General features: G+C 68.8%; 23 protein-coding genes and 1 tRNA gene. 10 read left to right on the forward strand and 14 right to left on the reverse strand.

Annotated elements, in window-relative coordinates; genetic code table 11:
• The first annotated feature begins 173 nt into the window (after window positions 1–173).
• Window positions 174–2,519 (forward strand): ComEC/Rec2 family competence protein, encoded by a 2,346-nt coding sequence (locus DYI37_RS07985; RefSeq protein WP_116682685.1) that lies wholly within the window; start codon window positions 174–176, stop codon window positions 2,517–2,519.
• A 326-nt stretch (window positions 2,520–2,845) separates the two neighbouring features.
• Here DYI37_RS07985 and lexA read toward each other — a convergent pair whose 3' ends face one another.
• Complete coding sequence (gene lexA / locus DYI37_RS07990; RefSeq protein WP_116682686.1) at window positions 2,846–3,580, reverse strand: transcriptional repressor LexA; 735 nt, start codon at window positions 3,578–3,580, stop codon at window positions 2,846–2,848.
• A 191-nt stretch (window positions 3,581–3,771) separates the two neighbouring features.
• Between lexA and DYI37_RS07995 the strand changes: the two genes are divergently transcribed.
• Complete coding sequence (locus DYI37_RS07995) at window positions 3,772–4,785, forward strand: TauD/TfdA family dioxygenase (RefSeq protein ID WP_116682687.1); 1,014 nt, start codon at window positions 3,772–3,774, stop codon at window positions 4,783–4,785.
• A gap of 95 nt (window positions 4,786–4,880) precedes the next feature.
• Here DYI37_RS07995 and DYI37_RS08000 read toward each other — a convergent pair whose 3' ends face one another.
• The 6 genes from DYI37_RS08000 to DYI37_RS08025 all read right to left on the reverse strand — a co-directional run bounded on the left by DYI37_RS08000 (window position 4,881) and on the right by DYI37_RS08025 (window position 14,903).
• Window positions 4,881–5,705 carry a hypothetical protein gene (locus DYI37_RS08000; protein ID WP_116682688.1) on the reverse strand — a complete coding sequence of 275 codons (825 nt, stop codon included), beginning with the start codon at window positions 5,703–5,705 and terminating at the stop codon, window positions 4,881–4,883.
• Window positions 5,702–7,192, reverse strand: a complete 1,491-nt coding sequence (locus DYI37_RS08005; RefSeq protein WP_147307897.1) for a hypothetical protein — start codon at window positions 7,190–7,192, stop codon at window positions 5,702–5,704. The genes DYI37_RS08000 and DYI37_RS08005 overlap by 4 nt, the downstream gene beginning before the upstream one ends.
• Before the next feature lie 72 nt (window positions 7,193–7,264).
• Window positions 7,265–9,700 (reverse strand): hypothetical protein, encoded by a 2,436-nt coding sequence (locus DYI37_RS08010; RefSeq protein WP_116682690.1) that lies wholly within the window; start codon window positions 9,698–9,700, stop codon window positions 7,265–7,267.
• Between the two features lie 22 nt (window positions 9,701–9,722).
• The gene (locus DYI37_RS08015; RefSeq protein WP_116682691.1) at window positions 9,723–12,584 is read right to left on the reverse strand and encodes a hypothetical protein; all 2,862 of its coding nucleotides are present in this window, start codon (window positions 12,582–12,584) and stop codon (window positions 9,723–9,725) included.
• A complete protein-coding gene (locus DYI37_RS08020) occupies window positions 12,581–13,807 on the reverse strand; it encodes a trypsin-like peptidase domain-containing protein (RefSeq protein ID WP_199520107.1) in 1,227 nt (408 codons plus the stop codon). The genes DYI37_RS08015 and DYI37_RS08020 overlap by 4 nt, the downstream gene beginning before the upstream one ends.
• 52 nt (window positions 13,808–13,859) lie before the next feature.
• On the reverse strand, window positions 13,860–14,903 hold the full coding sequence (locus DYI37_RS08025; protein WP_147307898.1) for a hypothetical protein: 1,044 nt from the start codon (window positions 14,901–14,903) through the stop codon (window positions 13,860–13,862).
• A 126-nt stretch (window positions 14,904–15,029) separates the two neighbouring features.
• Between DYI37_RS08025 and DYI37_RS08030 the strand changes: the two genes are divergently transcribed.
• The 4 genes from DYI37_RS08030 to DYI37_RS08045 all read left to right on the forward strand — a co-directional run bounded on the left by DYI37_RS08030 (window position 15,030) and on the right by DYI37_RS08045 (window position 18,282).
• Window positions 15,030–15,725: a complement resistance protein TraT gene (locus DYI37_RS08030; RefSeq protein WP_245413831.1), complete on the forward strand. Its 696-nt coding sequence runs from the start codon at window positions 15,030–15,032 to the stop codon at window positions 15,723–15,725.
• Window positions 15,722–16,282 (forward strand): hypothetical protein, encoded by a 561-nt coding sequence (locus DYI37_RS08035; RefSeq protein WP_116682694.1) that lies wholly within the window; start codon window positions 15,722–15,724, stop codon window positions 16,280–16,282. Before DYI37_RS08030 ends, DYI37_RS08035 begins: the two co-directional genes overlap by 4 nt.
• A gap of 343 nt (window positions 16,283–16,625) precedes the next feature.
• Complete coding sequence (dapD, locus tag DYI37_RS08040; RefSeq protein ID WP_116682695.1) at window positions 16,626–17,480, forward strand: 2,3,4,5-tetrahydropyridine-2,6-dicarboxylate N-succinyltransferase; 855 nt, start codon at window positions 16,626–16,628, stop codon at window positions 17,478–17,480.
• 37 nt (window positions 17,481–17,517) lie between these two features.
• Window positions 17,518–18,282, forward strand: a complete 765-nt coding sequence (locus DYI37_RS08045; RefSeq protein WP_116682696.1) for a phosphodiester glycosidase family protein — start codon at window positions 17,518–17,520, stop codon at window positions 18,280–18,282.
• A 52-nt stretch (window positions 18,283–18,334) separates the two neighbouring features.
• Here DYI37_RS08045 and DYI37_RS08050 read toward each other — a convergent pair whose 3' ends face one another.
• On the reverse strand, window positions 18,335–19,033 hold the full coding sequence (locus tag DYI37_RS08050) for a lytic transglycosylase domain-containing protein (protein ID WP_158555114.1): 699 nt from the start codon (window positions 19,031–19,033) through the stop codon (window positions 18,335–18,337).
• Window positions 19,034–19,292: 259 nt separating this feature from the next.
• Between DYI37_RS08050 and dapE the strand changes: the two genes are divergently transcribed.
• On the forward strand, window positions 19,293–20,558 hold the full coding sequence (gene dapE, locus DYI37_RS08055) for a succinyl-diaminopimelate desuccinylase (protein ID WP_116682698.1): 1,266 nt from the start codon (window positions 19,293–19,295) through the stop codon (window positions 20,556–20,558).
• Between the two features lies 1 nt (window position 20,559).
• Complete coding sequence (locus DYI37_RS08060) at window positions 20,560–21,138, forward strand: hypothetical protein (RefSeq protein WP_116682972.1); 579 nt, start codon at window positions 20,560–20,562, stop codon at window positions 21,136–21,138.
• A 33-nt stretch (window positions 21,139–21,171) separates the two neighbouring features.
• On the opposite strand, the gene DYI37_RS08065 is transcribed toward DYI37_RS08060, so the two are convergent.
• The 6 genes from DYI37_RS08065 to DYI37_RS08090 all read right to left on the reverse strand — a co-directional run bounded on the left by DYI37_RS08065 (window position 21,172) and on the right by DYI37_RS08090 (window position 24,965).
• A complete protein-coding gene (locus DYI37_RS08065) occupies window positions 21,172–21,651 on the reverse strand; it encodes a GreA/GreB family elongation factor (protein WP_116682699.1) in 480 nt (159 codons plus the stop codon).
• A 128-nt stretch (window positions 21,652–21,779) separates the two neighbouring features.
• Entirely contained in the window at window positions 21,780–21,974 is a 195-nt protein-coding gene (locus DYI37_RS08070; RefSeq protein ID WP_116682700.1) for a Trm112 family protein, read from the reverse strand.
• Window positions 21,971–22,585, reverse strand: a complete 615-nt coding sequence (locus tag DYI37_RS08075; RefSeq protein WP_116682701.1) for an AAA family ATPase — start codon at window positions 22,583–22,585, stop codon at window positions 21,971–21,973. The genes DYI37_RS08070 and DYI37_RS08075 overlap by 4 nt, the downstream gene beginning before the upstream one ends.
• 9 nt (window positions 22,586–22,594) lie before the next feature.
• Window positions 22,595–23,278, reverse strand: a complete 684-nt coding sequence (locus DYI37_RS08080) for an LON peptidase substrate-binding domain-containing protein (RefSeq protein ID WP_116682702.1) — start codon at window positions 23,276–23,278, stop codon at window positions 22,595–22,597.
• 140 nt (window positions 23,279–23,418) lie between these two features.
• Window positions 23,419–24,435 (reverse strand): thioredoxin, encoded by a 1,017-nt coding sequence (gene trxA, locus DYI37_RS08085; RefSeq protein ID WP_116682703.1) that lies wholly within the window; start codon window positions 24,433–24,435, stop codon window positions 23,419–23,421.
• Window positions 24,432–24,965 (reverse strand): prolyl-tRNA synthetase associated domain-containing protein, encoded by a 534-nt coding sequence (locus DYI37_RS08090; protein ID WP_116682973.1) that lies wholly within the window; start codon window positions 24,963–24,965, stop codon window positions 24,432–24,434. Before DYI37_RS08090 ends, trxA begins: the two co-directional genes overlap by 4 nt.
• 293 nt (window positions 24,966–25,258) lie before the next feature.
• On the opposite strand from DYI37_RS08090, the gene DYI37_RS08095 reads away from it, so the two are divergent.
• A tRNA-Gly gene (locus DYI37_RS08095) sits at window positions 25,259–25,333 on the forward strand.
• A 292-nt stretch (window positions 25,334–25,625) separates the two neighbouring features.
• Window positions 25,626–26,663, forward strand: a complete 1,038-nt coding sequence (locus DYI37_RS08100) for a sensor histidine kinase (RefSeq protein ID WP_116682704.1) — start codon at window positions 25,626–25,628, stop codon at window positions 26,661–26,663.
• Window positions 26,664–26,724: the final 61 nt, after the last annotated feature.

The following is a 26,724-nucleotide window of genomic DNA, read 5'->3' on the forward strand; positions in this document are numbered from 1 at the left end:
CTGGGTCTCCGGGTCTTGCGATGCGAAAATTCGAGTGTCTGGAGCGGGTCGCCCGGGTTCGATACCGGGCGCCCGCGCTCCTGAAGGGTTCTATGGACGGAAAGCACCGTTCCGTTTCATCGCGGCGTGTGTAGCATACGCGACCGGGGAGACAAGGAACGGGCGCGGGGCGGGTGAGGCAGCGGGCGGACGAAGAGAGCTTCGGGGCGGCGGCGGGGGCGATCCCGTCCGGCCGCGCGAACCCCTTCGCCCTGCGGCTCCCGCGTCTTTCCCGCAACGCTGCCCGCGACTGGTTCTCCGCCGAATGGGAGCGCGAGCGCGCCCACCGCACACCGTTTCACCTCCTGCCCGTCACCATGGCGGCGGGGATCGTGTGCATCTACGGGCTTCACGCATCCCTTCTTCTGCCGGCCGCCACCCTCGCGGTCCTTCTCGCGCACGCCGTCTTCGGGGCGGGCGCCGGCCGGCCCGGCCTGCGCGCGATCCTTCTCCTCACGGTCTCGGGCTTCCTTGCCGGACAGGCCGCCGCGCTGATCGAGCGCGAGCGCACCACGACGACGATCTTTTCCGGCGAGGCGAGCGTTCAGGTGAGCGGCCGGGTCCTCAGCCACGAGAGGGATGCGAAGGGGCGCTCGCGATATGTGGTCGAGATCGAGGGAACCGAGCGCCCTGTCCTGTCGCGCCCGCCCGAGCGGGCCCGCATCCTCGTCTCGTCGCGCCACGAGGTGCTGAAACCGGGGGAGCGCTACGAAGGGCTGGTGCGCCTGCGCCCGCCATCGGGGCCGGCCTATCCGGGCGGCTACGACTTCGCCTTCGCCCCCTATTTCGACGGGCTCGGCGCCTACGGGTTCTCGATGGGCGCACCGGCGCCGCCGGGCGCCGAGAAGCGGGCGCCGTCCTTCGGCGAGTGGCTGCGAAGCCGCATCTCGGCCATGCGCGGCGCGGTGACCGAACGGATCCGCGCGGTGATCCCCGGCCAGCCCGGTGCGGTCGCCGCCGCGCTCGTTACCGGCCAGCGCGAGGGCATCGACGAGACGGTGACCGAGGCCCTGCGCGCGACGGGCCTGGCCCATATCCTCGCGATCTCGGGCCTCCACGTGGCGCTCGTCGCGGGCTTCGCCATGGTCTGCGTGCGCCGGGGCCTCGCTCTGTCCGGCCGTCTGGCGCTCGATCGCCCGATCAAGAAGATCGCGGCCGTCGCGGCGATCGCGGTCGCATCCTTCTATCTCGTCCTGTCGGGATCGAGCGTCGCCACCGACCGGGCTTTCCTGATGCTCTGCGTGATGCTCGTCGCCGTCCTCGCCGACCGGCCGGCGATCACCATGCGCAACGTCTCGATCGCCGCTATCCTCATTCTGGCGCTGGATCCCCACGCCGTGATGACCGCGAGCTTCCAGATGAGCTTTGCGGCGACCATCGGTCTCGTCGGCGTCTATGGTGCCTGGAGCCGGCATCGCGGCGCGGCGGGGACCCGGCGGCAAACCCCTTCGCTGGCGGGCCGTCTCCTGCGGGTGCTGCTGGTGGGCTCGGCCGCCACCGCCCTCGTTGCGGGGCTCTCGACCGCGCCCTATGCCGTCTATCACTTCCAGCGCCTCGCGCCCTTCGGCATCGTCGCCAATGTGCTCGTGATGCCGCTGTTCTCCTTCCTCGTGATGCCGGCCGCCCTCGTCGCCATGGTGCTGATGCCCTTCGGGCTCGATGCTCCGGCCTTCAAGCTGATGGGGATCGGCCTTCAGGGGGTGATCGGCATGGCCGAGGCGCTTCAGGCCCGTCTCGCCGACCCGGTGCTGGGGCTCGTCTCGCCGCTGGCCCTCGTTCTGATGACGGCGGCGCTGCTGATCTTCACCATCCCCGCCGGGCGCCTGCGATGGTTCGCGGTACCGGTCCTCGCGCTCGCGCTTCTTGCGGCGGCGATCCGCCCGCCCGCGCCCGAACTCCTGATCTTCGAGGACGGCAAGACCTTCGCGCTTCTTTCGGACGGCGCGCTCGCCTTCTCGCGCGAGAGGCCGAACGGCTTCGTCGCCGAACAGTGGGAGCGGGCCTATGGGAGCGCGGGCGCGGATGGAAGCACGGGCTCGGCGCAGGCCGTCATCGCGGGTCTGGAGGGCTGCGAGGCCGCCATCTGCCGCTTCACGACATCCAGCGGCCTGCGCATCGCCTATACGACCGATTATCGCCTGACGGGCGAGGCCTGCGACAGCGGCGATCTCGCCTTCGTCGCCCGGGCGATCCGGCGCTCAACTTGCCGTTCGGGAACGCCGCTCGTGACCTTGAGGACACTGCGCCGCACCGGCTCGCTCGCCGTCTCGCGGGATGTGTCTACGGGGCGGATCGTCGTCGAACGCTCGATTCCCGAGGACCCCCCGGCCTGGAACCGGCATCGCCTCGCCCCCTGGCCGGAATACTGGCGAAAGCCTGAAACCGAGCCCGTGCCCGACCCCGGGGCGGCGGCGGGTGGGTTGGCGGGCGGTGCGGATGCGATGGAGGGCGCGGACGTGACGGGACCCCCGCCACCCTGACGCGTGAAAAACGCCCGATGAGGCTTGCAGGGCGCACGTCGAGACGCATCCTCCCGGCACCCCGGCACCCCGGCACCCCGGCACCCCGGCACCCCGGCACCCCGGCACCCCGGCACCCCGGCACCCCGGCACCCCGGCACCCCGGCACCCCGGGCACCCCGGCACCCCGGCACCCGGCACGACGACGCCCCGGAATCCAACCGACCCGGTACTAAGATTCTCCCGATTTTCCCGGAGGCCCCCCGGTTGCCTCGGCGAGACACAATCCGGCGCGACGGCGCATCGGATGCCCCCGACCCCCCCCCCCCCCGAACGCCCCTGGCGTCTCAGTAGCGGCGGATGAGGGCGACGAGCCGGCCCTGAACGCGGACGCGGTCCGACCCGAAGATCCGGGTCTCGTAGGCGGGGTTGGCCGCTTCCAGCGCGATCGTGTCGCCCTTCCTGCGGAAGCGCTTGAGGGTCGCCTCCTCGTCGTCGACGAGGGCGACGACGATCTCGCCCTGGGTCGCGGTGTCGCCGCGCCTGATCACCACGGTATCGCCGTCGAGAATGCCGGCCTCGATCATCGAATCGCCCTTCACCTCGAGGGCGTAGTGCTCGCCGCCGGTCAGCATGTCGGGCGGGACCGCGATCGAATGGGTGTTGTGCTGGATCGCCGAGATCGGCACGCCGGCCGCGATGCGGCCCATGACCGGGATCGAGACCGTCTCGCCGGCGCCGCCATGGGCGGGAGCGGCGTCTCGCCCCTTGATGGGTGCGGTCTGGGATTTCGAGCCCTCGATGACGCTCGGCGTGAAGCCGCGCCGGGGCGGTGCCTCCGAGGCCTCGCTTTGGGCCCTGCGCATGGATTCCGGCCGCTTCAGCACTTCGAGCGCACGAGCCCGGTTGGGAAGGCGCCGGATGAAGCCCCGTTCCTCCAGCGCCGTGATGAGACGGTGGATGCCGGACTTCGATTTCAGCTCGAGCGCATCCTTCATCTCGTCGAAGGACGGCGGGACCCCGGTCTTGCTCAACCGCTCGTCGATGAAAGACAGAAGTTCGTGCTGCTTGCGCGTCAGCATGGGGTGCGGAGCCTTCTCAAACAAAACCTGAACAGTGATATCTGTTCTTATTGTGTTCCGCAACCCTCGTTCGCGAACGAATCGGGAATCAAAGCTCCTCCCGGTCGGCCGTTCCATGGTCGCCCGAGCCGGTCGGCGGGCCCATCCGTGAAAACTCCTTGGGTTCGTGCAGGCAACAGAAGGAGCTGCACATGACCCGGCTGACCACCTATGACCTCACCGGCAACGAGCGCAACAAGCTCGAAGCCCTCGCGGGCGACATTCCCTATCCGCGAAAGCGCGGCGCGCCCTATGCCGATTTCGTCGTCGCCGCGCGCACGGCCGTCGCCAGCGCCCTCGATCTCTCGACGCTGCGCCTCCTCGACACCCTGAAGAACGGCGCCTGCCCGCCCGCGCCGGTCTCGATCGAGAACCTGCCCTTCGATCCGAACGTGCGTCGCGGGCTCGTCGACCCGGAAGGCCAGGAGCGGGGCAAGGCGAGCGATCTCAGCGAAGCCCTGCTCGTGGGCTTCACCGCGCTTCTCGGCGAACCCTACGGCATCGCGAGCGAAGGGGCCGGGCTCGTCTCGAACCTCTCGCCCAAGCGCTCGCATCTCGAAGGCCTGACGGGCCTCGGGGCCCGTCAGGAACTCTCGCCCCATGTGGAGAACGCCTTCGCGCGGCTTCTTCCGGGCGACCGTGCCCCGGACGGCCTCGCCCTCATCGGCGTCAGTCCCGAGCCCGGCACCGGGCCCGGAACGCTCGTTTCCGATGGCCGGGCCGCGCTCGAACTTGTGGGGCCGAAGGTCGAGGCGATCCTGCGCGATCCCGAGGCCTTCACCATCGCCAAGCCCGAACGCTGGCGCGGCGAGGGAGGGGCCGCCGCCCGTCCCACCGCGATCGTCCACGGGCCAAGCGAGGCGCCCTCCTTCGTCGCCGCGTTCTACGGGGACATGCTGGCCGCGCGGACCAAGGCGGGGGCCGATGCTCTCGCGGCCTTCCGCCAAGCGATCGACGCCGTGACGATCGACGTGCACGTGACGCCGGGGCGGCTGGTCTTCATCGACAATCACCGGCTGCTGCATGGTCGGCGCTCGTTCGAGGCGCGCTTCGACGAGACCGGCCGGCCCTATCGCTGGGTTCAGCGCTGCTTCTATACGAGCACGCTGCGCCGCTTCGGCGAATGGCCGCGGATCGGCGACCGGGTGATCGATCCGAGGGGCTGACCCCGCCCCCGGCGACGGACGACGAACCAGGCGCGGCGCTCCCCTCGCGAGAGGGGAGCGCCGTACTTTCTTCATGCCGTCCTCGGGAAGGAGGCCTAATCGGCGGCGATCCAGTCGACGATCGCCCGGCGAAGGCTCTCGTGATCGCAGAGGGACGTATCGAGAAGCGTCGCCTCCGCGACGATGCGGATCGTCGTCTCGCCGCTCTGGCCTGAAAGCAGGGAGCCGAGGGCCGGGGTCGCGACGGGTCCGAGCTGCGCGCCCGCGAGCGGCGGCGCGTTGCCCTCCGGCCCGCCGCGCCGGGACAGCGCGCTCACGAGGCTCGAGCGCTCGGGGCCGAAGGGCACGATGGCGATGCAGGCGAGCGGCAGGGGCGAGGCCGTTAGCCCCGCGCGCAGCCGCTCGGCCACCGCGACGCTTTCGCGCCAGGCATCCGACAGGGTCTGGCGGGGACGGGCGGCGGTATCGACTTCGATGACCAGCCCGTTCGCCTGCATGGCCTCCAGCAGGCTTTCGCCGCCGGCAAGGTCCCGGCCGAGAACGGTTCGGATCTCGGGGATCACCTCGTCCTCGATCCGGCCGGCCGCGAGGAAGCCGTCCGCGCTCCGCGGAGGGCTCGTGCCCAGAACCGCCCGGTGATAGCGCGTGCGCGCGAGGATGGCCTCGGCAGGCTCCTCGGCGTCCAGCGCGGGGTTCGCCGGGTCTGCGGAGGAGCGCCCGGGCGCCGGCGGCGGGACCGGAATGCCGGCTTCCGGAGGCCGGACGGCACCGATGCGGGCCTCCAATTCGCCGATGCGCATCGCCCCGTCGCGGCCGACGAGCGCGAGGAGCAGAATGCTGACGGCGAGGATCGACAGGACGAGGTCGACGATCGGGTTGAAGTCGTCGCCCTCTCCCCTCGATGAAGGGCGCGGCCTCATTGCGGCACGACCCGGCTCGTCGTCGCGGCGGGTGCGATGCCGCGCTCCTGCGAGGGTAGGAGGCCGGCGGTGGCCGCGATCGCGAGGGCGAGGCCGAGGGACAGAAGAACGCACAGGACGAGGAGGGCGGCCTGAAGGCGGCCCTGCATGCGGGTCTGGCGTTCGAGTGCCACCTTCAGCGCACCGAGATCGGCGAGGCGTTCGTTCGCCGCCGTAACGGACCGGCTGGCCGCCAGGCCTTCCGCCAGTTCGCGGGCAAGGCGCTCCGACATCTCGCACAGGCTCCGGCGCATGGTCTCGACGCCCTCGATCTGGGCCGCCGTCGCGCGTTGCGCGGCACCTTCCACATGGTTCGCGATCGTCTTCTGCAGGCTTGCGACCGAAAGCGTCGTCCGGCCCATGTCCTCGACCGCCTTGTGCTGGTCGGCGAGGACCGCCCTGAAGGTCTCTCCGGTCTCGCGCAGCGCGGCGACGGGATGCCTCAGAATGTCGGCCGCCTCGAGGTAGGCCTCGCCCATGGCCGCCCGATCCGCGCCGAGCGCCTTCGACTGTCTCTCGAGGTGCCGTTGAGTCTCGACGAGGGCCTGTTTCAGCCCGTCCATCTGCGTCCCGATCGAACCCATGCTTTCCGCCTCGCGCCAGAGGCCCTGCATCCGCGCGGCGAGCTTCTGGAGCGCTTCCTCGAATTCGCTCTCGCGCCCCGAAAGGCTCCATCCGAGGATTTGGAGGAGAAGGGCTGCCAGAAGCGCCGCGACGCTGGTGCCGAACCCCACCGAGAGACCTGCGACCACGTCCCGGATGGCGAGCGAGGAGGTCTCGAGAGTCTGGTCCGGTCCGACCAGGCCGACGACCTGGGCGAGCGCCGAGGTCATGCCGAGAAAGGTGCCGAGAATGCCGAGGCGAATGCCGAACTGCTGGGTGTCGCGCAGCTCCTGGCTGCCGTTCGAGACCCGGTGGACGACGCGTTCGACGACGCTCGTCACCGGGTCGTAGCGGAAGGTGCGCCCGTCCCGCACGATCCCGTCGGCCATGGCGAAGGTCGCCGAACGGTCGAGCCCGGCCGGCTTCTCGGCCCCTTCCGAAAAGAACACCTGCGCGCTCGGCTCCCTGCGGTCCTCCATCCGTCTTCGGATCTCGTCGAGCGTCTCCGGCCGGTCGATCTTCGAATGGGCGTTCTCGGCGATCGCGCTCTCGCGCCTGAGCTTCGCCAGTGCGGAGCCGTAGCGCGACAGGCCGAGAAGGGCGGTGAGGACGAAGATGCCGGCGGTCATCGCGGCGGAGAAGGGCTGGGAGAAGAAGCGGCGGACGATGTCGCGCAGGGTCTGGGAAGGAATCGGCCAGCCGGCCGACTCGCTCCACACCGCCCAAACGACGAAGAGCACACTGAAGACGAGAATAAGGACCGTGCCGAGAAGGGGCATCAGGGCCTTCGGATCGCGAAGGACGGCGAGAGGGTCGAAGGCCGCGATGGCCCGGAGCGGAGTCATGGTCGCGAACATGTCCTGGCGTTCGTGAGGGCGCGCCCGAACGGGGTGTCGGGCCGGTTCGGGACGGGATGCTCAGTCGTCCGCGCCATAGTCGTCGACGGCTCGCCGCGATGCCCGCTGCGGCGCGCCGGGCTGCGGGGAGGCGCTGCGTTCCGCAGGCTCTTCCCGGTGGTCCGTCGCCTCGCCTGCGTCGGCCTCGTCCGCGTCGTCGATACCGCCGAGGCCGGCTCTTTTCGCCTCGCTCGCGAAGCGGCTGCGGTGGCGGCCTTCGGCCGGGAGGCTGAGCCGCAAACGCTCCTCCGTCAGCCGTTCGATCTCCTGGTCGATCTGCCGGGCCGATCGGATATCTGAATCGGTCACCATTCGGTTGCTGCGCCTCAAGTTGTAGAGATGTTCGAGCTGTTCCGTCAGTGACTCCCGGCGCCTTCTCTCGAACTCCCGATCCAAATCCTTGTTGTATCGGTCGTCGTCGTAAATCCGACGCAGACGGTCGTAGGATTCGCTATGAACGTCGCGGCCGAGAAGCGCCAGTTCGGACGTCTTGACCTCGACGCGTTCAAGAGTCACGACGAAGCCGAAATTACGCAGGAGCGCGCCGCGCACAATTGTCTCGAGGGTTCCGAATTCGGCTGACATCCGTCCACCGCCTGAGCCGGCCTCATCGAGAGCGTCGAGGTCGGCCGAGGTCATCGTCTTCAGACATGGCTCCGCGGCGTTTCGAACCACCCCTTCCATGGACTCCCGGGTCAGCGCCCCGAGGCCGTTCTGCAGAATGGTCGCCACACCATCGGGCTGCAGCGAAAGCGAGCCCATGGTGATGGCATAAGCCCGCTCCTCGGGCCTCGACTTTGCGCCTTTAGGAAAGACCATTCCGGTCACGATGATCGTCTGGAACGAGCGGAGCCTGTCGATGAACGGCTTCAGTTGGGTGTCGACCGCGCGCACCGAAACCTCGCCGACGCTCGCTCCGATCTCTTTCAAGCGTGCCCGGATGGCCGTCTCGATCCGCGGGCGAACGAAGGGCGTTCCCCGTCCCGCTTCGATCTGCGCGCGCATGTCCGCCGGCGGTTCCCATTGCTCGAAGAAACCGGAATACTCGATCTGCTCCATCGTCTCGCGAATGGCCGACTGCATGGTCGTCCTGACGAGGGTTTCGATCTTGGCGTCGTAGCCTTCTCCGACGCGAGGCGTCGTGCGCTGGTCGAGATAGTCGATCAGGGCGCCGAGCTTCTCGAAGGAGACCTGAGCGCTCGCGGCGATCTCCACCTGCAGGACATTGTGCTTCGTCCAGTAGGCGGCCTTCGGGACGTCGACGGAATTGGTCGAAAACCAGCGACGCTCCGGCAGGTTGGCGCCGGTCGTCACGGGATCGATCCTGTGCCCGATCTCGGTCTCGGCATAGGCGGCGAGCATGGCGCCCACCTCGTCGGTGATGCGGCGCAATTCGCCGTTCGACAGATCGAAGAACTCGCGCTGGTGCATCGCGAGCTTGATGGCGTCGAGGCCACGCTTTTCGAGCCAGAGCTTGCGCGGTTGCGGCCCGGTGCGGTCGTAGCGGCCGCCGCCTTCACGCATGAGGCGGAAGGTGGCGTCGATCGTGAAGCGGATCTCGCGCTTCTTCGGTCCGGTCCAGACGATGTCGGCGAGCACCTGTTCCTCGGCGTTCGGCTTCGATCCGCTCGGATCGGTACGCAGCGTCCGGCAGCGATAGCCGCTCGAGGCCAGGACGCCGTCAAGCCGTTCGGTGAGGACCCGCTCGACGGTCGGAACGTCGTACCAGTAGTCGTAGAGCCAGATCTCGTTGCGGAACGCCGCGCCGACGACGCCATCGAGGAGCGCGATGCGGTCGATGTCGGTCTCGGGAAGCCGGGTGTCGCGGCGGGCGCTGAAGGTCGGCTCGATCACCGCCTTCACACGAAGGCGAACCGCCCCTTGGGAGAGATCGCGCGGCACGACTTCGAGGCCGGACGTCTCGATCGTGATCTCCCCGTCCTCGACGGCACCTTGGAGGATCATCGTGGCCTTCAGGCCGGTGCGCGCTTCGATCTCGCGCACGATTTCGGCTTCCCAGCGTTCGCGGTCCGAAAGGATGCGATTGCGGATGTCGCCGCTTCCCCGGCCCAGATCGCGATCGACGAGGTCGCCGAAGATCGACCGCAGGATGCCGAGGAGAACCTGGTGGGGGCTCTCGTGCGCGCTGTGGAGCGCCTGCGCGGTCGTCTCCAGCCGGTCGCGAACCGGCGCGACTTCGAGGCGGAAATCCAGTTCCGTCCTCTCGTCCGCGAGGAAGGGCCGGAAGACGCTCGAGACGTCCTGCAGTCTCACCGTGCGGGCGAGATCGAACCGGTAGACATGGCGCTTGCCGAACAGGCGGCCGCCGATCTGCGCGACCCGGGAGGATCGATCGACCGGCCGGCCGGCTTGATCGAGAACGACATGGACGACGTCGCCGTTTCGCGGGGCGGCTTCGCCCTCCACGAGCCGCATCATGTATTCGAATTCGGTCACGCGGTCTCGTCTCCCCTGGTCCTCATCTGGTCGCCACCGTGTGCTGCGCGAAGATGTCCGCATATTCCGCGAACATCTGGCTCTTGCTGGCGAAGCGGGCGCGTGTGGCATCGGTCAGCTGCAGGCTCGGCCGTTCGGCAAGAAGGGCCTGCGCCTCGGCAAGGGCGCGGAAGGCGGTCGCGATCGCTTCGGACCGCCCGGCGGCGCGCACGCTCCTGTGCAGCTCCTGCAGAACCTTCCGGTGCCGCGTCCGCTCTGGCGAGGCCTTCGGCAATTCGTCCTCGCCGAAGAGGCGCATGCGCCATTCGGCGAGCAGCGCTGCCGGAAAGAGCGTCAGCCATTCCAGATCGGCCCGCGCCCTCGGCTCCCCTGCCTGCGCGCCTTCGGCCTTGAGCACGCATTCGACGATGCGCCTGATCGAGCTCGGGGCCGTGAGGGACATGGTCTCGCCCATCCGCACGAGCATCGCGCGGACCGCCGGGCTCACCAGCGCCTCGTGGAAGCGGGCCGCACCGCCCGGAACGAGGACGCGAGCCGACGGCTCGTCCGCCCCGGCGAAGAGCACGCGGATCACGTCGCTCAGCCGCCACTGGACGAATCGTTCCGGCGTCATGAAGGTCTGCCGGCGCGAGCCTTCGGGCGCCATCCGGTCGAGATGGGCGAGATAGAGGCGCCGGTCGCGCAGCCAGGATGAGGGATCGCGCACGAGCATCCGCTCGATGAGCGACCACGACCGGCCGTCCGCCGCCTCCTCGGAGCCGTAGAACGCCTCGACGGCGAGAGCCGAAGGGGGATGTTCGGTCGGCGGGGGCGGGAAGACGATGTCGAGCTGGACCGCGTGCTCCTCGCAATGGGTCGCGATCGCCTGCGCCGGCAAGCCATGGGGCGCCGGCGCGGTGCGCAGGCCGGACAGCCAGGTGGTCAGCGGCGCGTAACCGCCCTGGTCCGGCGCGAAATGCTTCGGCAGGTTCCTGTCCTGCGCCTCCACGAGGGCGGAGAGGATCTGGTCGCGCCATTCGTCCCGGTTGAAACCCGTCCCGAGCTGCGGCCCTACGGCGAAGTGGGCGAGATCGGCTGCCGCCACCCCGTCGTCCCAGGCGCCGCCGCGATCGAGGAGGAAGCGTCCGAGGATCACGGTCAGGTCGGCATAGCCGAGACGTTCGGCCAGATTAAGGAGGATGGCGTTGACGAGGTGGCGTGAGGACAGGCCGCGTTCGGCGTCGAAGGCGACGATCTCGCCGAGGATCTCGGCGGCATCCTCGCACATGGGCCGGTCGTGCAGAAACCGCTCGCCGTAGCGGTCGGTCAGGAACACGGGGGCCCTCGCGCGGCTGATCGCTTCGGCGAAGAGGGCGATCTGGGTGTGCTGGCCGGGCGAGACGGTGCCGTCCTGCGGGCGAAGGCCGGTCGCCTCGACCAGTCTCAGCCAGAGCCGCACGAGATCCGCCCTGAAGAATGCGGCGGACGGCTGGAAGAAGCCGGGATCGAGGGTGAGCGCCAGGAGGCGGGACAGAAAGGTCGGCTGGGTCCTGGCGAGAACGGCGGCGGCGACGGCGTCGTTGAAGCGGGCTTCGGGTCGGCAGAGATCGTTGCGGACCACGAGATGGGCTTGGCGGGAATATCCGTCGGGGTCGTGGTCGTGAATCGCGTGCCAGCCGGGAAGAGCGGGTCTTGCCTGGCCGAACCGTTCGGCCTCCTCGCAGTCCCGGAACCAGGTCTCGCGCAGGTCCTCCGGCAGGTGGCCCACCGAGGGCGCGGGCTGGCTTGCGAGCAGACGCTCGGCGAGGGCGGCGAGATTGCCGGGTGAGACGCGACCGAGGAGAAGCCCGATCGTGAAGAGAAGGCCTGGAATGCGCCCGGCGGTCGCGAAGGCGAAGAGGTCTTCGATCGACTTTTCCAGTCCTTGCCTCGCACCCCACATGCCCTGCTCGGAGGCCTTGAGGGCCCGGTCGATCTCCTCCCTCGGCGCGTTGAGAAACGCCTTGCCGTCGAGGCAGACATTGAGATGGTGGTAGGCGGCGACTTCGCGGGCCTGCCAGTCCGCCTGCTCGTCCAGCGCAGACTGCCGGATCGTCGCGGCGATCTCGGTCCGCAGCGCGCGCGGCAGGCCGAGATAGGGATCGGCGAGGCGTGCGACGAACGGCTCGATCCATGGGATCATGTAGGGGCGCGGATCGAGCGCGACGAGGTCGCGCCAGTCGGTCCGCGGACCCTCCTCGATCGCGACGATCAGCCGGACCGCACGCTCCGTCAGAAGCGCCTCGACGTCGCCGGTCGAAACACCCGGCCGCACCGAAAGCATCGAGAGGATGCTCGGCTGCTGCGGCGGGGCGCCTGCGAGACTGCGGCGAAGGACGAGAATTCGTGTGTTTCCGGCGCGGGGCCTGGGCAGGGCGTCGAGGAGTTCGGTCACCCCGATCCCCGGCGCGGTCTCGAAGATCTCCCCCTCGGAAAGACTCGCGGCGATGGCGAGGGCGATCTCGTCGACGCTCGTGCGGCAGGCGATCGGGACGAGCCGCAGATCCTTCTCGACGATCTCGCAGACGACCGCCTCGCACAGGGCCGCGAAGCTGTCATGGGCACCCCATCGGCGGACCATCGTCTCGATCGTCGGCGGGTCGATGCGGGTGAGGGGGCTGTTTCGATCGGACGACGAGACATCGAGGGAGAGATCCGCACCGTCGGTCCCCTTTCGATGCGTCTCGTCGAGAGCGTCGGAGGTCTCGCCGGGCTGCGCCTCGCCCGCGGAGAAGGCCTCGCGGTGGGGACCGAAGGCGGCCCCGCTCCCGGCATGGGCCGATGCGGCGCCCGGCTCCGCGCGCCCGTGCCCGGTGCCGGTCTCCTCGCCATGCGGATCGGCGGTCTCGCCGCGTTCCCCGATCATCGCGCGCTCCCGTCGAGAATCGGCCGCACCACCCGGCGGATCTGCGAGAATACGGAGCGCGGAGGCTGGCCGCCGCCGGGCTCGCACGGGACGATCCGGTCATGGGCCTCGTCGCGCCGGAAGAGCCGGACCGCGTCCCCGTCCCGTGCCCATTCGCACGATTCCACCGGCGTTCCCGGCCATGCCTCCTCGTCGAAATACCGCATGAGCAGCGGCAGCCCGGTCCAGGCCGCGCTCGAGACGGACCGTCCGGCCTGCGCGCTCCGGTCGGCGCAGAGGGCTTCGAGTTCCGAGCGCATCGGCAGTCGCAGCGGCGCCTGCGTCTTCCTGCGGAGCGTCTCGACGAGGTCCTCGGCCTCTTTCGGGCCGGCCGCATCATAGGGCACCCGGTTGGCCCCGGCCGCAGCTCGCCCGGATTTCAGTTCCATCGCCGCGCCCGCGCATATCGGGCGCAGCGCGCGCCAGGCCGAGATGGGATCGGCCCATCGAAGGGTCATCGCCCGTCGCTCACCGAGCGGAATGTCGAACAGGGACAGATGGCCCGTCTGGAGCGTGGACGAGCCCGGCTGCCTCGGCTGCTCCTCGAGCGGCCGCCAACCCGGCAGCCTTTCGAGGAGCAGTCTCAGCCGGTCGAAACTGACGACGACGCCTGTGGCGGAGGCAAGACCGCCGATCGAGGTCAGGCCCTCCAGGCGGTCGATCCCGTCCTGCTCGAGGAAGACCGGACCGCCGCTGAACCCTTGCGGGTCTCCAAGATGGATCGCCGTGTAGTAGGCGCCGCCCGGTCCGTTCATCGTCTTCGTCCCGGACGCTCGCGCTTCGGAGTGCATGAGCGCTTTGCACTGGTGGCCGAAGGCAATCCTCTGCGTGTCGTGCGCGAGGCGTCCGCCGCCTGCGATCGGGGGGAAGGCGATCCCGTAGAAGGGCCGGGGCAGTCTCACGATCGCGAGGTCGTTCATCCTATCTTCCTCGGGATAACCGGCTATCTCGATCCAGCCCTCCTCGTCTCCCGGATCGAAGGAGACCTCGATGGTCGCATGTTGGTTGTAGGCGACGAGGCCGGACGGAGCGGGCTCGTTCAGGGAGCTCCGATAGCCTTTACTCTGCCCCTCATCCGTCAGAAGCCCGGCGACATGGGCGCATGTCGCCACATGCCAGGGATCGCAGAGGAGGCCCGTCCCGGTGGTCTCCCTGTTTTCGAGCCTTGCGCGGATGGCGACCACGAAGGGTGGGGTCGACCGGGGTGGGGAAGCGGAGGACATGGCGGGGCGGGGCTCAGTCCCTGTCGTCCGGATCGTCCTCGTCGTAACGGCCGATCTCCCATTCGATCCCGCCCGGCTGGACGAGGCGGTCGGCCGCATCGCCGCCGAGGGTCGGCGGGGAGAGCTCGTCCTCCTCCCTGCGATCGTTGGACGCCACCATGTGCTGCTCGAACAGATAGTCGGCATAGTCGGCGACCGGCTTCCCCAGCCATGTCTCGTGTCGTGCGCCGGCCCCGCTCAGGGCCTGATCGACCGCGAGAGCGAGATGAATGGGGGCGTGCTGGGCCACTTCCACATGCAGATGGATCATCGGCGCATCGGGCAGGGTGCGGCGATACAGACGGCCTTCGCCGGTCTGCTCGTAGCGCTTCATCAGTCTGGGGCTCTGCATGACGCTCGCGCGTGCCCGTTCCCGGTCCTCGACGAGCCCGGCGACGAGGCTCAGCTCACGGCTATTCTTGACCTTTTCGACCTTCCCGTCCTCGAACTCCCGGTAGGGGGCGACATCGCCCCCGCCCAAAACGGCGACGAACACGCGCTCCATGACATAGGGGTAGCGCTTCGAGGCGCTCGCGATCGCATTCCAGGCCTCCTCGTCGCTCGCCGCCCGCCGCCGGCCCGGATCGGAGAATTCACCCTCGAAGTCCGCATGGTCCTCGAAGATGAAGCGGGGAAGCTTGTCCACGGATTTCAGAAGCTTCAGCACCTCCGTGCGGCGTTGGGCCAGGGGCATGAAGGAGAGATTCAGCGACCATGTCTCGTTCACCTCCTGCGCCTTCGCGGCCTTGGCGCTCAGATGGAATTCCTCGCAGACGCGGCTGATCCGGCGAAGCCCGTCCCCATTCCCATCTTCGCTCTTTCTGACGAGCGTGCGCGGAACCCTGCGATGTTCGAACGTGATCTCGGGACCGTAGCGATAGACCCCGTCCTCGCCGCGCACGATCTTCGTCACCTCGATCGTATTGACCAGTCTGACGGCGCCGACCATGCCGGTCACCGGAGCGGTAGGGACCGGGGTTCCGTCGACCGGCCCCGTGTCGATTTTAAACTCCCCCATCCGCCTTCTCCCCCTTCGCAGACGCCTGAAGCGTGTATTTCAGACAAGTATTATCGCTATGGTTGAATATTACAGGAAGGAAAGCTATTCAACCTATGAGGGTGTCACTCGGGGGAGATCACCGACATGCCGCGACGTCTCGTGCCGGGAGCGCTTCTTGCCTGCCTGATCGTGGTGGGCGCCGGATGCCAGAGCATGCCGGCGCCGGGGGTAGATGCCGGGCCGGCCGACCGCGCGCTCTATGCGGCCAGCAGCGACTACCGGCGAACGGTGGGCGAGGGGGCCGTGCTCGGGGCTCTCGTGGGCGCGGTTGCGGGTGCTGTCATCGGTCAGGCGAATGGCGGCAGTGACGGCGCCTTGCGCGGCGCGCTGATCGGTTCGGTGGCCGGCACGGCGCTCGGCGCGCTCGGGGGCACGGCGGTAGCCGAGACCAAGCGCGACTATGCGACCCGCGAGGACCGGCTCGACGCCGAGATCGCGAATGCCCGTGCGGCGAACGCGAAACTGAGCCAGCTGGTGAGCGCGGCGCGACGGGTCGTCGAGCGGCGCGAGGCGGAGATCGCCACCCTGCGCCGGACGAAGGCCGCGAATGCGCAGGAGGCGCGCACGGTTCGCGAGGCGATCGCCGGCAATCGCGCCATCATCGAAACCTCGATCCAGGACGCCGAGCGCCAGCGCGATGCCTTGAAGGTTCTCCTGCGCCAGAGCCAGGATGCGAGCGGGCGCGGCGCGCTTTCGGCCGAGGCCGGGCGGACCGAGGCCAATCTTTCCAAGCTGAAGCAGGAGAAGACGAGGCTCGCGCGCCTGGAGGCGGGGCTGTGACGGCGCTCGCTCGCTCCGGCGCCCTCGTCTCCCTCGCTCTCCTTCTGTCCGGCTGCTGTTCGGGCGTGACGAGCGATCCGCGGGAGGGCGGCCTCGCCGGCGGCGTCTGCGGCCAGGCGACCGGCGCCTATGGCCAGCGCATCGACGATCGCACGGCGCTGCTTGCAAGCCTCGACGGCTCGCGCCGGGCACTCGAGGGCGATCTGTCCGGCCTCGACGCGAAGGCCGACGCCCTTCTCTCCGCTCTTCGCGGCGAACGCCGGTCGCTCGAGCGCCAGCGGCGGGATCTCGCCGGCCTCAGCCGCGATCTCGCCGCCATGACGGCCGCCTCGCCGCGTCGTGCCGCTCTCGTCGAGGAGATCGGCGCGCTCGATCGTCAGGTCGCCGATGCGCTCGCGGCCAATGCCGGGCGCGAACGCAGTGCCCGGGCGCTGCGCTCGGGCGCAAGTTCGGCGATCGATGCGGGGATCGTCGAACGCAGCATCGCCGAAGCCGGCCGCCGCCAGCGCGAACGCGACGCGGAGATGGCCCGGATCCGAAACGCTCTCGGCGTCTGAGGGCCCCGGTCCGGACCGCAGGCCGAAGATCCGGCGCCATCGTCCGAATGCGCACCTGCCGCCGCCGCCAGCGTCGGCGCGTCCTTTCGCGGATTTCGAACATCGCTTTCGACCGCCCGCCGCGCAAATCGCGTGCAAGGCAGTTTCGAATCCGCGCGCTCTCCGCTAGAGCAGGACGAGGAAAGGCGGGCACCGGTTTTCCGCCCGTATCCTGCGGAACGGAGAGTCTGGAGCGCGGTGTTCGATTGGATCGGATGCCATCGCGCTCCAAGGTCCGCCGCGATCTCGAACGGGCGGGCGATCCGCCCCTTCCGCCACGAACGACAAGAAGGACGATCAAGCGATGAGCGCCATGGACCAGACCAGCCTCGAGACCACCATCGAGACCGCGTTCGAGGACCGCGCCTCGATCTCGGCCTCGACCACCGGCGAGGTGCGCGAGGCGGTGGAGACGGCGATGGAACTCCTCGACACGGGCAAGGCCCGGGTCGCGTCGCGCGGCGCGGACGGCACCTGGACCGTGAACCAGTGGCTGAAGAAGGCCGTGCTCCTCTCCTTCCGCCTCAACGACATGGAGATCATCGAGGGCGGCGCCGGCGGCGCGACCTGGTGGGACAAGGTGCCCTCCAAGTTCGCCGGCTGGGATGCCGCCCGCTTCCGCGAGGCCGGCTTCCGGGCCGTTCCCGGCTCCATCGTGCGGCGCGGCGCGTTCATTGCGAAGGACGTCGTCCTGATGCCCTCCTTCGTCAATCTCGGCGCCTATGTGGACGAGGGCTCCATGGTCGACGGCTGGGCGACGGTCGGCTCCTGCGCGCAGATCGGCAAGAACGTGCACCTGTCGGGCGGCGTCGGCATCGGCGGCGTGCTCGAGCCGCTTCAGGCCGGCCCCACCATCATCGAGGACGGCTGCTTCATCGGCGCGCGTTCGGAGGTGGTCGAGGGCTGCATCGTGCGCGAGGGCTCGGTGCTCGGCATGGGCGTCTATATCGGCAAGTCCACCAAGATCGTCGATCGCACCACCGGCGAGGTCTCCTATGGCGAGATCCCGCCCTATTCGGTGGTGGTGGCAGGCTCCATGCCCGGCCGCGCCATGGCGAACGGCGAGCCCGGCCCGAACCTCTATTGCGCCGTGATCGTCAAGCGCGTCGACGAGCAGACCCGCTCCAAGACCTCGATCAACGATCTCCTGCGCAACTGAGCGCGGGCGCGGGCGGGCAGGGAAGGGGGACGACGCGATGGCGAGACTGTTCTCGACCTCCCTGCCGGCCATCCTCGCGGCCGGCTTCCTGGCCTGGCTGATGCCGGTGCCGGGCCTTCCTGCGGGCCATCAGGGGCTCTGCCGCATCGCGATGGCGGGCTCTGTCGAGGTGATCCTGTGCGAGGTCTCGCTTCGAACCCACGACCTTGCCTTGCGCGCGGTCGACGGGGAGGGGCGTCCCTACGAGACCTTCGATCGGGCCGAGGCGAGCCTTTCCGCCAAGCCCGTTCTCGCCATGAATGCCGGCATGTATCACGAGGACCGGCGGCCCGTGGGCTTGACGATCCAGGACGGGCGGGAGGTGAAGGGGGCGGTGCTCGGCACCGGCTCCGGCAATTTCTCCCTGCGGCCGAACGGGGTCTTCTTCGTGGAAGACGGCCGCGCCTTCGTGCGCGAGACCGAACGCTATCTCGAAGAGAGCCACGCGCCGGACCTCGCCACCCAGTCCGGGCCGATGCTACTCGTCGAAGGCGCGGTGCATCCGCGCTTCATTCCGGGCTCGGACAGTCTTTATGTGAGGAACGGCGTCGGTGTCAGCGAGGACGGCCGCACGGTCTATCTCGCTTTGACGCGCAAGCCGGTGAACTTCTACGATTTCGCCCTCTTCTTCCGCGACACGGTGGGCGTGAAGGACGCGCTGTTCTTCGACGGGCAGGTCTCGAGCCTCAGCTATCCGGCGGGCCGGATCGACTACCGCCGCGACCGGCTGGGGCCGATGCTCTTCGTCCTGCCGAAGGGCTGAGGCGGAGGCGTCCGCCGTCCGCCGTCCTCATATGGCCGCTCGAGGGAGCGGATCAGGACCCGGTGGAGGTCGCGGGCGCCGCGTCCTTGCGCATGGAAATGTCGGAGGTCGCCTGTCCCGCCGCCTTGCGCTTGGCGATCTCGGCCATGTGCGCCTTGACCTTGGAGCAGTAGGAGGAGGCCGAGCGCGTCATGCGCGTCGCCCGGTGGCCGCCCTTGTATTTCATCGCCGTGCGGCAGACGTCGTGGCCGGCCTTCTCCCAGGCGCCCTTCAGATATTTCATGCCGTAGCGCAGATTGGTGTCGGCATCGAGAAGATCGTTCGAGGAGCCCGAAAAGCCGAGGGAGCGGGCCGTCGAAGGCATGATCTGGGACAGGCCGTAGACGCCGCGCCCGCGCGCCTTCGGATTGTAGCGGCTTTCGACGCGCACCACGCCATAGGCGAGTTCGACCGGAATGTCGTTTTCGGCCGCATGCTTCTCGATCAGGCCGTCGATGGCGGCGCTGCCGGAGATCGTGCCCTTGTCGGCGGCTTTGGCGACCTCGCGGGCGGCGATTTCGCGGTCGCGCGTGAAGACGTTCTTGTCGGCGATGGCGGCGACCGCCGCGGGGCTCGGCCCTTCTGCGGGACGGGCCTGAGGAACCGGGGCCGAAGCGCTTTCCAGAACCGAGGCGGAGTTCGGCACGCAGGCCGAGAGCGGGGCGATGGCGCAGGCGCCGAGCACGAGGGACACACGAAGACAGGAGATCATCGAGGTTCGTCCGAGGGGTTGATCGTCGAAATCCTCCGTTCGGGCCCGATCGCGGCAAATCGGTGACGCGGGGCCCTGCGGTCGCATTCGTTCCCGCGCTGTGGCAAAGACGCCTCAGACCGTCAGGTCCGATCCCGGCATCGGGCTTGACGGTTCGGCCCGTATCTTCCGCATCGAACAGGCGGAGATCCGCGGCCGATGTTCCGCTCCGACGCCCTGTCGCCCGCCCCTTCCATCCGCCTTCCGATTTCGAGCCGTCATGTCCTCTGCCTCCTCCGCCTCCGCCGTTCCGGGCTTCGATCCCACCGATCCGGCCGCCGTCCTCTCGCGCCTGTTGCGCTGTCCGTCGGTGACGCCGGCCGAGGGCGGGGCGCTCGCGGAACTCGAGGCCCTCCTCGTCCCGCTCGGATTTTCGGTCTCCCGTCCGGTCTTTTCCGAAACCGGCACCCCGGACGTCGAAAATCTCTTCGCGGCCCGGGGAAGCGGGCCCCATCTCTGCTTTGCCGGCCATACGGACGTCGTGCCCACCGGCGAGGAGAGCCTTTGGAGCGCTCCGCCCTTCGGCGCCGAGATCCGCGACGGCGTCCTCTACGGGCGCGGCGCGGTGGACATGAAGGGCGCCATCGCGGCCTTTCTCGCGGCCCTTGCCCGGCGCGCGGCGCGCGGCGGGAGCTCAAACGAGGGTGAAGACGCGGGCGGGGGCGCGGACGGGCGCATCTCCCTCCTCATCACCGGCGACGAGGAGGGGCCGGCGATCAACGGCACGGTGAAGCTCCTCGACTGGATCACCGAGCGCGGCGAGCGTCCCGATGCCTGCCTCGTCGGCGAGCCGACCAATCCGGGCGTTCTCGGCGAGATGATCAAGATCGGCCGGCGCGGATCCCTGTCAGCCCATGTCACCGTTCGCGGGACGCAAGGCCACGTCGCCTATCCCCATCTTGCGGACAATCCCGTGCCCGCCGTGCTCGCCATCGGCGAGGCGCTTCTCGCCGAGCCCTTCGACGCGGGCACCGAGGCCTTTCCGCCGACCAATCTGGAGATCACCTCCATCGATACGGGCAACGAGGCGACGAACGTCATTCCCGGCCGCTCGCGCCTCGCCTTCAACATCCGTTTCTCGGATGCCTGGACGCCCGAGACGCTGAAGGACGAAGTGTCGCGGCGCATCGAATGCGCCCGGCAGGCCCTGAAGTTTCGAGCCGGCAAAGAACCGGCCGTCGTCGAGATCGAATGGCTGGGACGGCCCTCCGAGGCCTTCCTGACGCGCTCCGAGCCGCTGATCGAGGCGATTTCGCAGGCCGCCGAGAGCGTGACGGGGCTCACGCCCGTCCTCTCGACCACCGGCGGCACCTCGGATGCGCGCTTCATCAAGTCGGTCTGCCCGGTTGTCGAGTTCGGTCTCGTGGGCCAGACTATGCATATGATCGATGAGCGCGTGCCCCTGGCCGATCTAGAGGCTTTGACCGAAATCTATGACCGATTCCTTTCCCGCTGGTTCGCCGCAAACGCCCCGGCCCGCCCCTGACGTGAACGAGATCCTCGGCAATTTCTCCGGCGCCTTCGCGCTGATGATGGGCAGGAAGAGCGGCCTCGACCGGCTCGACCTGTCCGCCGACGGATTCTATCGCTCCTTCGCCGCCATCGCGGTCGCGCTGCCGGCCCTGTTCCTGTCCTGGATGCAGTACGAGGCAGACGGAGAAGCGGAGTTCGTGCCGAATGCCGGCTCGATCGAGGCCTATGGCGCCCATCTGATGGCCGATCTCCTGGCCTGGCTCCTGCCGATCCTGTGCCTGATCCTGGTCGCAAGACGCATCGGGTGGAGCCGCAAGGTCTCGCCCCTCGTCGTTGCGACGAACTGGGGCGCCGCGCTCATCACCTGGATGTTCGCGCCCTATCTCGCCCTCGTCCTGATGGTGGGCATGGGGCCGAACCTCGCGCTCGTCGGCTCGCTCCTCTCCATCGCCTCGCTGGTCCTGACGACGCGGCTCTGCCACACGATCCTTCAGGACTGGCCGAGCGCGATCGGGCTCACCCTCGCAATGCTGGCGCTCGGTCTCCTCGCCTATGGCGTCGTGATGGATCTGACCGGCGTCTCGCTGGTCTGACCAGAGGCGTCCGAGCCCCCCGGCGCCCCAGCCTCAGCCGGCGGAGATCGCGACGATCTCGGCGCTTTGGGGCTTGGGTCCCCCGATGCGGATCTCGTCGCCGACGCCCTTGTTTACGAGGCTGCGGGCGAGCGGCGACAGATAGGACAGATAGCCCGTGCCGGGATCTGCCTCGTCGATGCCGACGATCGTGAAGCTCTGCTCACGCCCGTCCTCGCGCTCGATCGTCACGCGGCATCCGAACTGGGCGGTCGCGGGGGAGGGCGGCGGCACCACGACGTCGGCCGTCGCCCGGCGCGTCAGCCAGTAGCGCAGATCCCGGTCGATATGGGCGATCGCCACCTTGTCGCCCGCCTCGCGGGCCGCGTCCTTCCGCCTGTTGAGGCCGTCGATCTCCTCGTCGATCTTCGAGAGGCCGCGCCGGGTGACGATGTTCGGATCGCTGCCGAGATCGCGGTCGGGCAGCACCTCGACCTGATCCTCGTTGGGTTCCTTGACGAAGGCGACGCTCATGACGGGCTCCCGTGGGTCTTGTGTCGCAAGGCGGGTGACCGGCCATCGAAGCGCGCGAAAGATGCGCCGTCAAGACGGTCGGCCACCGCAGATCGCAGGGCCGGCGATGGGGCCGGCGGTGGGATCGATCAGTCCTCGATCTCGCGCGCCTCGCTCGGCAGCATGATCGGAATGCCGTCCCGGATCGGATAGGCGAGCTTGGCCTTCACGCTGACGAGCTCCTGCGCCTCCCGGTCGTAGCGAAGGGTCGCCTTGGTGAGGGGGCAGACGAGCATTTCGAGAAGCTTCGGGTCGGGCTGGCCGATGGCGGAGCGGTCGTTCATGAATGATCCCCGGATCGTGTGGACAGAGCGGTTTCGGCAGAATGGCCGATCCGCGCAAGACAAAAATCCACCCGCTCCTCGACCGGCGCCTTCGGTACGATGACGACCTGATAACCGAGCCGCCGGTGGATGGCGAGGAGGCGTTCGTATTCCTCGCAGGCGGACGAGAAGTCGTGGCGCCGGGCCTCGTCGCGCTGCCAGATCTCGGGCCATGGCGGCACGAGAAGGGCCGGGCTCGCATAAGGGTGGCGATCGCTCTCCTCCTGCGGCATCCTCTTGCCCGAGACCGCTTCGAGCGCGGCCCAGGCATCGATCAGGCTGCGGTCGAAGACGACCGGACCCTCGCGGCTCCTCGCCGCCTCGTAATCGGCTTTCGCCATCGCGATCGCTGCCCTGGCGAAGATTTCGAGATCGTTCCACGGCAGCACCGGATCGCGCGGGCCCTCGGCCGCCTCCACGATGCGCCGTCCGGGCTCCGGCACGACGGCGACGCCGCGCCGGGCGAGCGCTGCGACGATGGAGGACTTGCCGCCACCCGAACAGCCGCTGAGGACGAAGAACCGCTTCGGCCCTTCCTCGCTCGAACGCCCGTCTTCGAGTACCGCCGCCATCCTGCCCGTTCAGTTGAGGGTCCGCGGACCGCCTTCGTCCTCGCCGTCCTCGGCAAGCGCCATCTCCGTGATCGCGATCAGGGTCTCGGTGCGCTGCTGCAGGTCTTCGGCCTCCAGAAGCGCCTGGCGCTCGGCCGCGCCCTGGGGCGCCATCATCATGCAGAGCGCCGAGACGAGGAGATCGTCCGGCGCCGACTTGACGCTTTCCCAGTCGGCTTCGAGCTGGTTGGCTTCCAGATAGCGCCGGAAGATCGACAGCAGCCCCTGGCGGTTGACCGGCACGGCGCCGGCCGCCTCGGTGAGATCGCCGGCGAAGGCCTTGATCCGGCAGAGGCGATAGTGCCGCCGGCTGTCCTCTTCCTCGATGACGCGGAACCGGGCGACGCCCTGGAGCGCGATAATGTAGCGCCCGTCGCCGCTCTCGGAAAAGGAGGTGATCCGGCCGAGACAGCCGACCCGGCACAGTTCCGGATCGCCGTTCGCCTTCAGCGTTCCGTCGAGGCTCGGCTGGATCATGCCGATCAGCCGGTCGGACGCCATGGCGTCGTCGATCATCTCCAGATAGCGCGGCTCGAAGATGTTGAGCGGCAACTGGCCGCCCGGAAGCAGCAGCGCGCCGCTCAAAGGAAAGACCGGCACGCGTTCTGGCAGATCGGACACCTCGCGATAGACGCGATTCCCAGCCTGTGCCACGCTTCGTCTCCCTCTTTCGTTGGAGAACTGGAAGTGGGCACCCGTGGCCCGAACTCAAGGGCCGGGCGGAGATGCTTGCCGGACTCCCCGTCGCGTGGCCGCTCGCGCGCCTGCAAATTCGCGCGAGGCGTTCGTGCGCCCTACCGGAAGAGGAGCGAAGAGAGCTTGCGCCGGGCATCCTTGGTGGCCGGATCGGTCGGACCCCAGGCCTCGAAGAGTTCGAGAAGCTTGCGGCGGGCGCCGTCCTCGGCGAACTCCCGGTCGCGCCGCATCACCTCCAGAAGCCCGTCGGCAGCTTCCGTGCGCTTCCCGCGCGCCTCGGCGATCAGCGCGAGGTCGAACCGGGCCTGATGATCGTCGGGATCGGCCTGGAGCCGGCTTTCGAGTTCGGCCGGATCGCCGAGGCCGGCGATTTCCTGGCGCAGCTTCAGCTTGGCCTTGACGGCGGCCACCGCCGGGTCGCTCGCCGCCGTCTCGGGCAGGGCGTCCACGAGTTCGCCGGCCCGGACCTCGTCGCCGGCTGCGATATAGCACTCGGCGAGCCCCGCGGTCGCACCCGCATGGCCGGGCTCGTGCTGGAGGATGGCGCCGAAGATCTGGCCGGCATTGGCGGTGTCGCCGGCTTCCAGAAGCTCGTTCGCCTGGGTCAGCGCCTCGGCGATCGGATCGCCGCCGCCCCTCGAGGGGCCGGCCATCTTGACCACCTTGTCGATGAACTTCGTCAGCTCGCTCTCGGGAAGCGCGCCCATGAAGCCGTCCACCGGCTGTCCGTCGAGAAAGGCGAAGACGGCGGGGATCGACTGGACGCCGAGCTGGCCGGCGATCGAGGGGTGCTCGTCGATGTTCATCTTGACGAGCTTCACCCGCCCGCCGGCTGCCCGCACCACCCGTTCCAGAACCGGGGTGAGTTGCTTGCAGGGCCCGCACCAGGGCGCCCAGAAGTCGACGAGGACCGGCTGGTTGCGCGACTCCTGGATGACGTCCCTGGAGAAGTCGCGCGTCGTCGTGTCCTTGACGAGATCGCCGGCCGGGGCCGCGCTCTCGCCGAAGCCCTGGAGCGCCGGCGTCGCCGCGCCCGGGGCGGACGGCCCCCGTGCGGGGGCGCCACCTGCGCCGTAGGAGCCGGAAGAAGAGTTGGCGTAGGGGTTGTCGCTCATTGGGCGTTCGCCTCGTATCCGCTCGTTTCGTCGTCGTCGCCAAGTCTGGTGACGAGAATTTCGTGGCCCGTCAACCGGAAGAACCGCAACAGGTCCTCGCGTCGGATGGAGGTGGTCGCGGTATTGGTCAGCGGGTGCGCGTTGACGATATCGGCATTGAGAAGCCGCTCGTCCAGAACCACGCTCACGCGATGCTCGCGGTCGTTGAGGACGCCGAAGGCCGTGACCGAGCCCGGTTCGACGCCGAGAAGGTCGAGCATCTGCTCGGCGCTGGCAAAGGAGAGGCGGCCCGAGCCGCCGATGCGCTTGTGCAGGCTCTTCAGCGCGACCTCGCTCTCCTCGTCGGCGACGACGAGGAAGATCGTGCCCTTCTTGTCCTTCAGGAACAGGTTCTTGGTATGGGCCCCCTCGATCTCGCCGCGCGCCGCCCTCGATCCCTCGACGGTAAAGAGCGGCGGATGCTCGACCGTCTGGGTCTCGATCCCGTTCTCGCTGAGAAACGCCATCAGGTCCTCACGTCTCGCCGTCATCTGCATTGATCCCTTCCCATCGCCGAACCCTTCGTCACGGCGGCCCTGTGCAATCTATGGTCCCGGCCGGCCGATCCCGCAATCGTTCGCCATCGCTGCCGACGACCCCGCAAGGCCGCGTTCCGCACCCCGCCGGAAGCGCTCGCGGGCGCGCAGAAACGCCCCTCGGTGCAAGCCTTTCCGGGGCTTTGCGAACCCGCGCGAAAATTATCCGAACCCCATATTGCATTCCCGCGCTCTTTGCGCGATACAGCCCCCGTCGCCGGGACGCATCAGTCGCCCGGTCGGAGCGGGCGGGCGTAGCTCAGTGGTAGAGCACAACCTTGCCAAGGTTGGGGTCGTGGGTTCGAATCCCATCGCCCGCTCCAGTTTTTCCCCGAAATCATCGATTTGACGGCCTCGGGCTCTGCGGCACCTTCTCAAGAGGTTGCGCGGGCGGGATCGCACACGCATGGCTGCATGTCGTTGCATCCGCCGTGTTGCCTCGCGCGCCGGGACGCGCGCAAGCGAAGGCGGCGATCTTCACCGGCAGCGAGCCCTTTCGGGCGCGACAGCACGGCGCTTGCATTGTCCGGCGATGCGGAGCGAAAGCTTCGTGGAAGCATCGAATGATAGGGGCAGCGCGGGGACGGGCGGCCAGGGGTGGCCGGAGGATCGCGCATGAGATTGTTTGAACGGGCGGAGGCGGTAAGGGCATCGGCGCCTCTCAGGTGGGGGCTGGCTGCCGGCGCCTTCGCGGTGGCGCTCGCCACACGCTTCGCCGTCGACCACCTGCTTCCCGCCGGCTTTCCCTATCTGACCTTCTTTCCCGCCGTCATCCTGACGACCTTCTTCGCCGGCACCCGTCCGGGCCTTGCCTGTGCCGCCGCCTGCGGGCTCTCGGCCTGGTTCTGGTTCATCGCCCCCTTCGAGAGCTTCGCGGTCAATCCCTTCGTGCTCGTCGCGCTCGGTTTCTACGTCTGCATCATCTGGGTGGACGTCGTCCTGATCCATGTCCTGCATGCGGCGGTCATCGAGCTGAAGGAGGAAAAGGTGCGCTCGAACGCGCTCCTGGAAAGCCAGAAGCTGCTTCTGGCCGATCAGAAAGAGCGCGAACGCCAGCGGCGGATCCTCCAGCGCGAACTCTCCCACCGCATGAAGAACACCCTTGCGATGGTCCAGGCCGTCGTCTCCCAGAGCCTGCGCAACGCCTCCGATCCGGCAAAGGCCGCCGAACTCGCCTCGGCCCGGATCATGGCCCTCGCACGGGCCCAGGACGCGCTGACGGCGACGAGCTGGTCGGCGGCCGAAGTCGTCGATATCGTCGAGGCATCGGTCGCGCCCCATGACGAGGGCGGCCGGTTCGAGATCAGCGGTCCCTCCGTCCGGCTCGAGGCGCAGCGCTCGCTGGGGCTCGCGCTGGCCATCCACGAACTCGCGACGAATGCGACGAAATACGGCGCGCTCTCCAACACCTCCGGCTTCGTCTCGATCCGCTGGGACCTTTCGGGCAGCGACGGCTTCCGGTTCGTCTGGGCCGAAAGCGGCGGTCCGGCGATCGGCGAGCCGCCGCGATCGGGCTTCGGCTCGCGCCTCACCCTGCGGGTCGTCCCGAACTATTTCGCAGGCTCTGCCATCGCCGACTACGCGCGGGACGGGCTCACCTATACCCTCACCGGCACCCGTGGCTCGCCGGAGGCCGAGGAGTCCGGACACTGAGGGGGTCGGCACCGGGAGATGCAGCCTCCGCGTCGCCGTCGCTCTGCCGCCGGTCGCCGGG

It is taken from the genome of Fulvimarina endophytica (genome assembly GCF_003403015.1).
Taxonomy (GTDB): domain Bacteria; phylum Pseudomonadota; class Alphaproteobacteria; order Rhizobiales; family Rhizobiaceae; genus Fulvimarina; species Fulvimarina endophytica.

Coding starts and splice junctions, on each gene's coding strand:
- lexA (WP_116682686.1), bottom strand. CDS start 3,580: ATGCTGACGCGCAAGCAGCACGAACTTCTGTCTTTCATCGACGAGCGG.
- DYI37_RS07995 (WP_116682687.1), top strand. CDS start 3,772: ATGACCCGGCTGACCACCTATGACCTCACCGGCAACGAGCGCAACAAG.
- DYI37_RS08000 (WP_116682688.1), bottom strand. CDS start 5,705: ATGAGGCCGCGCCCTTCATCGAGGGGAGAGGGCGACGACTTCAACCCG.
- DYI37_RS08005 (WP_147307897.1), bottom strand. CDS start 7,192: ATGACTCCGCTCCGGGCCATCGCGGCCTTCGACCCTCTCGCCGTCCTT.
- DYI37_RS08015 (WP_116682691.1), bottom strand. CDS start 12,584: ATGATCGGGGAACGCGGCGAGACCGCCGATCCGCATGGCGAGGAGACC.
- DYI37_RS08025 (WP_147307898.1), bottom strand. CDS start 14,903: ATGGGGGAGTTTAAAATCGACACGGGGCCGGTCGACGGAACCCCGGTC.
- DYI37_RS08030 (WP_245413831.1), top strand. CDS start 15,030: ATGCCGCGACGTCTCGTGCCGGGAGCGCTTCTTGCCTGCCTGATCGTG.
- dapD (WP_116682695.1), top strand. CDS start 16,626: ATGAGCGCCATGGACCAGACCAGCCTCGAGACCACCATCGAGACCGCG.
- DYI37_RS08045 (WP_116682696.1), top strand. CDS start 17,518: ATGGCGAGACTGTTCTCGACCTCCCTGCCGGCCATCCTCGCGGCCGGC.
- DYI37_RS08050 (WP_158555114.1), bottom strand. CDS start 19,033: ATGATCTCCTGTCTTCGTGTGTCCCTCGTGCTCGGCGCCTGCGCCATC.
- dapE (WP_116682698.1), top strand. CDS start 19,293: ATGTCCTCTGCCTCCTCCGCCTCCGCCGTTCCGGGCTTCGATCCCACC.
- DYI37_RS08065 (WP_116682699.1), bottom strand. CDS start 21,651: ATGAGCGTCGCCTTCGTCAAGGAACCCAACGAGGATCAGGTCGAGGTG.
- DYI37_RS08070 (WP_116682700.1), bottom strand. CDS start 21,974: ATGAACGACCGCTCCGCCATCGGCCAGCCCGACCCGAAGCTTCTCGAA.
- DYI37_RS08075 (WP_116682701.1), bottom strand. CDS start 22,585: ATGGCGGCGGTACTCGAAGACGGGCGTTCGAGCGAGGAAGGGCCGAAG.
- trxA (WP_116682703.1), bottom strand. CDS start 24,435: ATGAGCGACAACCCCTACGCCAACTCTTCTTCCGGCTCCTACGGCGCA.
- DYI37_RS08090 (WP_116682973.1), bottom strand. CDS start 24,965: ATGACGGCGAGACGTGAGGACCTGATGGCGTTTCTCAGCGAGAACGGG.
- DYI37_RS08100 (WP_116682704.1), top strand. CDS start 25,626: ATGAGATTGTTTGAACGGGCGGAGGCGGTAAGGGCATCGGCGCCTCTC.